Source organism: Pseudomonas sp. TR47, from assembly GCF_044143025.1.
Lineage (GTDB): Bacteria > Pseudomonadota > Gammaproteobacteria > Pseudomonadales > Pseudomonadaceae > Aquipseudomonas > Aquipseudomonas putida_E.
The window spans coordinates 24011-32015 of record NZ_JBHFCS010000038.1 but is presented as its reverse complement, the minus strand read 5'-3'; the positions used below and the strand labels follow the sequence as shown (position 1 = coordinate 32015).

The following is an 8005-nucleotide window of genomic DNA, read 5'->3' as shown; positions in this document are numbered from 1 at the left end:
GACTGGTCGAAACGGATTTAAAAATACACGTGTAGCTGACCGTTACTTTGATTACGGCCATAGCGATTTTTTTGAGCCCGACAAGGACCATATCGTCAAATATTGGAAGCCTTATATTCTAGATGGGACCATCGTCGAGTCTGAGTGGGATAGCATAAAGCCGAAGACCCATCTGGGAATCATGCTGGCTTGTCACCCTTGGATCGGCAGACCTGCCTTCTATGCAACCGTTGGGTTAATTACAGCTGCCGTAGCGGGTTTGGCTTGGTGGCTACTCACCTGATCTTCCACTGCTCTGTTTCAGGGTCCCTTACCAAATGCTGCTCTGAGACGACATCCAAGCCTACGGACCTAAAAATACTGAGCATTAGCGTCATAGAATAGTAATAGAGTCGCTGGTGTCGTCCCTTGTCTGAGGCCACAAACACCCCGTCAATCCGTCCATCCTCACTAGTCGCGAATTCGAATACGTACGAGTGGATTACCTGGTTCGCGACAAAAGTCATATCCCGCAGTTCTTTGTAAACTTTAGTAGTTTCGTAGTTTTCCATTATGTTGTGCCGATTGAAGTAGTCTACTGTCTTGCCACTGGTGATCGGGTAGTACGGTAGATGGAGCTTAATTTTCTTCGTTGATTCAGAGATTTTGTAGGTCTCGATTAGCTTGCGTACCGTATAAAAACTGACAAAAATTTCACGTTCTGCTTTCGCATAAATGCGCCCTTCAGAACACTCTTTTACACGAGCCTTCTCAAGCTAACGAGCTGAACGAAGAAGTGACTTCCTCCAATCATCAGACTCGTAAATCATCAGGATTCTCCTTGACTGAGAAATAAATAAAGCGTCAGTCTATTACTGCTGCATCAATACAATATTATCACCTCGGCTAGCATAGGACGCAATAGGTCAATGACCCAGGCTCTAAAGCAATATATCGCGAAAAGCATTAACTCAGTTATAATGATGGCCCCGCTTAAACGGGAGGTGATACGCCTCATCATATGCTGCTCTATAGCAATTATCCTGAATGCCATCCTATTCTTTGGTGTAGAAAACGACGGTACCATCAAGCCATGGGCAGAGATACCACTGAAACTGTTCGCCTCAACAACTTTATTTGCCTTTATGGTGAAGATTTTCCTTCCGCTTTTCGGTTGGACCATATTGAAGGCAGTGTTATTGAGCGCCAATAATGCCTTTAGTGGGGTGCTAAGCTTTCTAGGGAATCAATTTACAGGTGCTTTGTATTGTTCGGCCTTTATCCTGGCTTCTCTTACACTTAAGCAGTATGTAATTTCAGGGTTTATGGATCCTCAATTGGCTCTGATGGCGCCTACTGTTCTCTTTGCGGGCTTCTTGTACTTCTATATTTTTCAGTGCGCTATTCAAAAAACAATGACGCCTGCTCTGTGTGCTCCGCCTCTCCCGCGCTCTAGCAGGGTGCCGTGACTACCTGTTCTTGTAGGGGCAGGTTCGAATAGCAAGAGTCACTTGATGGCGTGATTTGATCTCTATCCTGGTGCCATAGCATGGCGCCAAAATTCCGCCGGCATAAAAATCTCCTGCCTGACACAATCAGAATAATAAATGCTACGAAAGTAGGCTGCGTACTGAGCGATTATGGAAAACTTCGCTGGAATCTATTCGTCATTACGTGATAAAAATTATTCTGTGCCCCGGTAAAGTGGCACAAAAATATAGAGCAACAGTTCAAGGGAATAGATATGGCTCAGTATAAGCACGGCAATTTTCTGCACAAAAGTGATCATTCGGAGTACGATAAAAAGTATTCGCCTGGTACCGAAGCGCCAAATCCAGGCATTTACCGATGCGTCTCCTGCGGGGATGAGATCGGTATTGCCAAAGGGCATGTTCTTCCTCCACAGAACCATCACCAGCATGCACCTGGCGCGGGCAAGATTGAGTGGCAGTTAGTGGTTTTTGCACAGCAGCGGAAATAAGGTTTTTGGGCTCAGTAGAGCTCTGCAACGTGGGTTCTACTGAGCACTCAATAAAAGGACGGAATCCGTATTGACTATTCAAACCACTATGAGGAGGGTGATCGTGAGCGTGCCTGGTTACGCATATATTCGGATATTAGATTGCCGAAATTGATGTCGGCCTCTTCAACAAAAATATTGACGTGGCAGTAAAACTCTTCAGGACCCCTGAGATAATTGAAAATTCTTGATCTGACGACGCCACAAACCCCCGCTTTGACGGCCGTAGAGGGTAGGTTGACTACATCGCCAACACATGGGATAAGAGCTAAGCCATGCTCACTGTTAAAGACAATATCAGCTGAGCGGTCATCAGGCCTGACAAACTCTTGATCCTCCGAGACCTGCTGATAATCAATGCTATACCTCATGCACAGCCTACCTCATTTGCGGGGTAAGGAATCAGCGCCGCGGGTCGTAAATAGTAAAATCCAGTTCAGTAGGCACGTTTGCGACGGAATTAGTTAGCCGATCTCGATACTATATAGTTTGGCAATTAACGCTTTTCAAGTACATACCCTACGCCTCTAAGTGTGTGTATCAGCTTGGTTTCGAAGGGGTCATCTATCTTGGCTCTGAGTCTTCGAATCGACACCTCTACAACGTTCGTGTCGCAATCAAAATTCATATCCCAAACCTGAGAGATAATCTGCGTACGGCTCAGTACCACCCCGGTGTTACGCATCAAGTAGTGCAGCAACGCGAATTCTTTGGTGGTCAAATCAATACGCTGACCGTCCCTGAATGCCCTGTGCCGGCTTTGATCAAGTTCCAGATCGGCCACGCGAATGACCTCCACAGATGCGGGGTGATCTGACCTGCGCATCAAGGCGCGAACCCGGGCTAGCAGCTCTGGGAACTCAAATGGTTTGATCAGATAGTCATCTGCGCCGTTCTCCAGCCCCCGGACCTTATCCGCCAATCGGCTTCTCGCCGTCAGCATCATGATGCGGGACGGGCAGTTTTTACGGCGCAACAACTCAAGGACCTGCCAACCGTCCATCTCTGGTAGGTTTATATCGAGGATAATCAGCTCGTACTCATGCTGCTTGGCCAAGAATAATCCATCTGATCCGGTGTGGACGCAATCTACGACATAGCCACACTCCGTCAGACCTTGACGCACATACTCCGCAGTTTTTACTTCATCCTCAATTACCAGAATTCGCATGGGATTTTGTCTCGATATCACTGAGCAATTAACCGCGCACGCGCGCCGGCATTATTGAAAGGGATGGTAAATCAAAATGAGCGTGCCGGGGCTCAAATGACGGATTTGTAATTTCTAGGTAATACAGTTGATAGTCTGGCGGTATATCTTGTCGCGGTTTGGGTTTGACAGTTGCGGGCCCTCTCTCCAGCAGGTGATTTGACCTTATGAAGTATTGGGTTATTTTCTTTTTTGTGCTGGCTTCGTTCCGCTCAGATGACGGCGAGGTCGCTCACATCGAGGAAGCTGGTCATTGGTGTAGTCATGAACTTCACCGGCATGCAATGCGTACAATCGAACGCTTGCTTGAATTTTAGGTAAAAAAAAGGCGCCCAATGGGCGCCAAATATCCACCTTTTACCAAAGGAGCACTTAAGCCACTCAAGGTGAATTCGTAATGCTCGTTTTACTAATAGGACCAGTTAATGAATAACTGGTCCAGTTAGCGAATTACAGAATCGAAAGCGGGTACTCAATGATCACACGGGTTTCATCCAGATCCGATTCGAATGCAGTGGCACGTGTGGTTGCCTGGCGCAACCGGAAGGACAGATCTTTTGCTGGACCGGTTTGGACAACGTATTTGACTTCGACGTCACGCTCCCAACGCTTCTGATTGTCGAGCGGGTTGCCGTTGTCATCAGTGCGCATGTAGAACTGGTTAGCGTTCGAGTAATCCGCGCCCGAGCCTCTGGCGTAGCGGGTCATGAACGTCAGGCCTGGAATGCCGTAGCTGGTGAAGTTCAGGTCATAGCGCAGCATCCAGGAACGCTCTTTCGGCGAGTTGAAGTCGCTGTACTGGATGGAGTTGTCGACGAAAATCGAGTCCGACTGACGCAGGTAGTCAAAATCGTCGTCGCCGTTGTTGCGCTGGTGCGACAGGGCTAGGGTATGGGCACCGTAACGCACGCCGACCTTGGCACTCCAGATGTTGTTGTCGAATTCACCCAGGCGCTTCTTACCTTCATCTACGGCTTTGTAGTAGTTGAAGCCACCGATCAGCGCCAGATCGTCGCTCAGCGGGTAAACCACGCTGGTGCCGGCGTAGTACTGATTCCAGACGTCTTTCAGCTGGCTGGCGTAGACGCTCACAGTCCAGTTGTCGTTGATCGAGTAGTCACCGCCACCGTAACCGATCCATGGCGAGTTGACCGGGCCGCCGTAGAACGTCACGAAGTTGTCGTTCAGGTTGCTTGAGAGCGGCTGGCTCATCGCATGCAGACGACCACCCTGCAGGGTGAGGCCTTGGATGCTGGTGTTCTCAACGGTCACGCCGCGGAAGCTTTCTGGCAGCAGGCGAGAGTCGCCGGATGCAACGACCGGAGTCGATGGGAAAACATCACCTACTTTCACGATGGTATCGAACAAGCGGACTTTGGCTGCGCCGCCGACCTTGGTGTATTCGTCGCGAGCTTCGCCCTTGTTATCAACGGGTAGCACGTCGAAGGAGCTACGGCCGCCGTTGCGCCCATCACCGGTGTCGAGCTTGAGGCCGATCATGGCGAAGGCATCAACGCCAAAGCCAACTGTTCCCTGGGTAAACCCAGAGTTGAATTTGCTGATGATCGCGTGCGCCCAGGCTTCGGAGTAGCCGTTGGTGTTGCCCTTGCCACTGTTATAAGTGGGGGCAGTGCTGTCGCGGTTATCACGGTTGAAGTAGAAGTTACGGTTCAGCACTGTAAGGCTGCTGCCTTCAATGAAGCCTTCTGGCTTGTCTTCTGCCTGTGCCGAAATAGCATAGCTTCCAGACAGCGCAGAAACTGCCGCCAAATACAGTGGTACTTTGATTTTCATCCGATGCTCCTTTGATTCACGGCAGTTTTTATTATGTTTACCGGCGCGGGTGTCGTTAATTGTTCTGACCAGGCGGCGCGCCTAGCGTAGCGCGAGCTCATATTTGCAGGCCGAAGATAACGGGGGGGTGATAGGAAAATTACAATTTCGTCATCTACCTGTTGTTCGGGCCTTCGCACCGCGTGTTTGCCATCTCCGTTGCTTGTAACGAAATCATCGTGTCGGGTTTGGTTTCCCAGTATTTTCGGGCATTACAGGACATTCTTACGGAATTGTAATTTTCTAGCCACCCCTCTGATAGCTACAGGTTATTAGAGTGACATCACCTAATCAAGTGGGGCTTGGCAGCTGTTTCGGCGTTCTCGCCAAGCTTTATCGAAGTTTGTGCACGAGGACCATCAAAGTGCCCCGGTATAACCGCAATGTCTTATCCAAGACCTCCGTCTCGCCCTGGAAGATCGCTGCACTCTGTGCAGTCATCTCTGGATTGATGGCACCTGCAGCTCTTGCCCAAAGCATCAGCTTGCCCCAGGCGCTTTCGACGGCCATGGATGCCAACCCTGACCTGGCCGCGGCCCGGCAAGAGATTGGCATCGCTGATGGTGCTCGCAAGCAGGCCGGGCTTATCCCCAACCCCACTATTTCGTACGACGTGGAAGACACCCGTCGTAACACCAGCACGACGACCGTGTCGCTTAGCCAAACCCTGGAGCTGGGTGGTAAGCGGGGAGCTCGTGTTGACGTCGCCACTTACGGGCAGACCGCCGCACAGCTGGAGTTGGACCGTCGCGTGAACGGTCTGCGGGCAGACGTCGTACAGGCCTTCTACGCCGCATTGCGGGCCCAGACAGGCCTTGACCTGGCCAAGCAATCTCTCGAACTGACTGAGCGCGGTCTCCGCATCGTCGATGGTCGTGTTCGCGCAGGTAAATCGTCTCCAGTAGAGGCCACCCGCGCCCAAGTACAACTGGCCGAAGCAAAGCTGCAAGTTCGACGTGCCGAAACCGAAAAGACGACCGCTTACCAGCAACTCGCTCAAATTACCGGGAGCTCGGTCACCGTCTTTGATCGACTCGAATCGCCAACCCTCTCCCCGGGACTGCCACCGCGGACTGAAGAGCTGCTGGCGAAGCTCGATCAGACCGCAGAAATGCGCCAGGCCGTGGTACAGATCGACAAGAGCGATGCCTCGCTCGGTTCAGAGAAAGCTCAGCGTATCCCGAACCTTACCGTCAGCGTAGGTAGCCAGTACGACCGCTCTGTGCGCGAGCGTGTCAACACTGTGGGCGTCTCTATGCCTTTGCCGCTGTTTGATCGCAACCAGGGCAACATTCTTTCCGCTTCTCGTCGTGCAGATCAGGCCCGAGACCAGCGCAATGCTGTGGAGCTGCGGCTGCGCACCGAAACCCAAACCGCGTTGAACCAGTGGTCCACCGCCATGCAGGAGGTCGAGTCCTACGACAAGACCATTCTGCCGTCAGCCCAACAAGCCGTAGATACCGCAACCCGCGGCTTCGAGATGGGCAAATTCGGTTTCATCGAAGTGCTGGATGCCCAGCGCACCTTGATCGTCGCTCGTGGCCAATATCTCGAATCGTTGGCAGCGGCGACCAATGCGCGTGCGCAGGTGGAAAGGGTTTATGGCGAAGTCGGCTCAACTGCCGGCGCTCGCTGAACGGGCCAAACATTTTCTTCGGCACACAGCCTTGAACAAGCCGGTGCCTACGATCAGCAGGAGTAGCAATGGATAACAAACGCAAGATCGCCCTCGCGGTAGCCGCTGTGGCAGCCCTCGGATTTGGCAGCCTTGCCTGGAACAACAGTTCTGGACAGCAGGCCGCTAGTACCGCCGAGCATGGCGCTAACGATGGCCATGGCGACGAAAAGAAAGCCGCATCTGCCGCCAAAGAGGAGGGTGATGAGGGCCATGGTGAAGAAGGCCACAGCGAAGAGGGCGGTGAAGAAGAGGGCAAGCTGACGCTTAGCGCTGAGCAGATCAAGGCTGCCGGCGTTGCCCTGGAAGCTGCAGCGCCGCGTGACTTGGGTACAGTCGTGAGCTTCCCGGGCGAAATTCGCTTCGATGAAGACCGGACCGCCCACGTGGTTCCTCGTGTTCCTGGCGTTGTAGAGACTGTCCAAGCCGACCTGGGTGAGACGGTCAAAAAGGGTCAGGTCCTCGCTGTAATCGCGAGCCAGCAGATCTCTGACCTGCGCAGCGAACAACAGGCCGCACAGCGTCGCGTCGAACTGGCGCGAGTGACCTTCGAGCGTGAGAAGCAGCTGTGGCAGGACAAGATTTCCGCGGAGCAAGACTACCTCCAAGCACGCCAAGCGCTGCAAGAAGCGGAGATCTCCTTGGCCAACGCCAAGCAGAAGGTCGGTGCGATCGGTGCTTCGGTTAACTCCGTTGGCGGTAATCGTTACGAACTCCGAGCTCCTTTCGACGCCGTGGTGGTGGAGAAACACCTGACCGTTGGCGAAGTCGTCAGCGAGGCGACCAACGCCTTCATCCTTTCTGACCTGAATCAGGTCTGGGCAACCTTCGCCGTCCCGCCTACAGATCTGGGCAAGGTCACGACTGGTCGTGCGGTGAAAGTCTCTTCGCCTGACATGAATGTCGAGGTCGAAGGGAAGGTGGGTTATGTCGGGAGCCTGCTGGGCGAGCAAAACCGCGCAGCCACTGTCCGCGTCACCTTGACCAACCCCAACGGTGCCTGGCGTCCAGGCCTGTTCGTGAACATTGCGGTCACTTCCCAGACTGATCGAGTTGCCGTAGCGGTCCCTGAGCACGCAGTCCAGACCGTTGAAGACAAACCCTCGGTATTCGTACGCACCCCAGATGGGTTTGACACCCGCCCGGTAAAACTGGGTCGTCGCGACAATGGGTACGTGGAAGTCATCGACGGTATTGAAGCCGGCGCCCAGGTAGCAACCAGTGGCAGCTTCACACTCAAGTCCGAGCTCGGCAAAGCTTCTGCCGAACACGGTCACTGATGCGAACT

Annotated in this window: 6 protein-coding genes and 1 pseudogene; 5 read left to right on the top strand and 2 right to left on the bottom strand. The window is 52.7% G+C overall.

Features of this window, described 5'->3' with window-relative positions; genetic code table 11:
• The 3 genes and pseudogenes from ACEWE8_RS25120 to ACEWE8_RS25110 all read left to right on the top strand — a co-directional run.
• Positions 1–283: pseudogene (locus ACEWE8_RS25120) on the top strand (hypothetical protein); the annotation flags it as partial.
• A 625-nt stretch (positions 284–908) separates the two neighbouring features.
• The gene (locus tag ACEWE8_RS25115; RefSeq protein ID WP_003253418.1) at positions 909–1448 is read left to right on the top strand and encodes a hypothetical protein; all 540 of its coding nucleotides are present in this window, start codon (positions 909–911) and stop codon (positions 1446–1448) included.
• 275 nt (positions 1449–1723) lie between these two features.
• Entirely contained in the window at positions 1724–1960 is a 237-nt protein-coding gene (locus tag ACEWE8_RS25110; protein ID WP_074059229.1) for a hypothetical protein, read from the top strand.
• Between the two features lie 535 nt (positions 1961–2495).
• Here ACEWE8_RS25110 and ACEWE8_RS25105 read toward each other — a convergent pair.
• On the bottom strand, positions 2496–3170 hold the full coding sequence (locus ACEWE8_RS25105) for a heavy metal response regulator transcription factor (RefSeq protein WP_003253420.1): 675 nt from the start codon (positions 3168–3170) through the stop codon (positions 2496–2498).
• 489 nt (positions 3171–3659) lie between these two features.
• The gene (locus ACEWE8_RS25100) at positions 3660–5003 is read right to left on the bottom strand and encodes an OprD family porin (RefSeq protein WP_019818113.1); all 1344 of its coding nucleotides are present in this window, start codon (positions 5001–5003) and stop codon (positions 3660–3662) included.
• A gap of 403 nt (positions 5004–5406) precedes the next feature.
• On the opposite strand from ACEWE8_RS25100, the gene ACEWE8_RS25095 reads away from it, so the two are divergent.
• Positions 5407–6678: a TolC family protein gene (locus tag ACEWE8_RS25095; protein WP_016712696.1), complete on the top strand. Its 1272-nt coding sequence runs from the start codon at positions 5407–5409 to the stop codon at positions 6676–6678.
• Positions 6679–6746: 68 nt separating this feature from the next.
• Entirely contained in the window at positions 6747–7997 is a 1251-nt protein-coding gene (locus ACEWE8_RS25090) for an efflux RND transporter periplasmic adaptor subunit (RefSeq protein WP_003253426.1), read from the top strand.
• Positions 7998–8005 lie beyond the last annotated feature (8 nt).

Bases quoted from the DNA above. Each gene is read 5' to 3' on its own strand.
- ACEWE8_RS25115 (WP_003253418.1), top strand. From the start codon at position 909: ATGACCCAGGCTCTAAAGCAATATATCGCGAAAAGCATTAACTCAGTT.
- ACEWE8_RS25110 (WP_074059229.1), top strand. From the start codon at position 1,724: ATGGCTCAGTATAAGCACGGCAATTTTCTGCACAAAAGTGATCATTCG.
- ACEWE8_RS25105 (WP_003253420.1), bottom strand. From the start codon at position 3,170: ATGCGAATTCTGGTAATTGAGGATGAAGTAAAAACTGCGGAGTATGTG.
- ACEWE8_RS25100 (WP_019818113.1), bottom strand. From the start codon at position 5,003: ATGAAAATCAAAGTACCACTGTATTTGGCGGCAGTTTCTGCGCTGTCT.
- ACEWE8_RS25090 (WP_003253426.1), top strand. From the start codon at position 6,747: ATGGATAACAAACGCAAGATCGCCCTCGCGGTAGCCGCTGTGGCAGCC.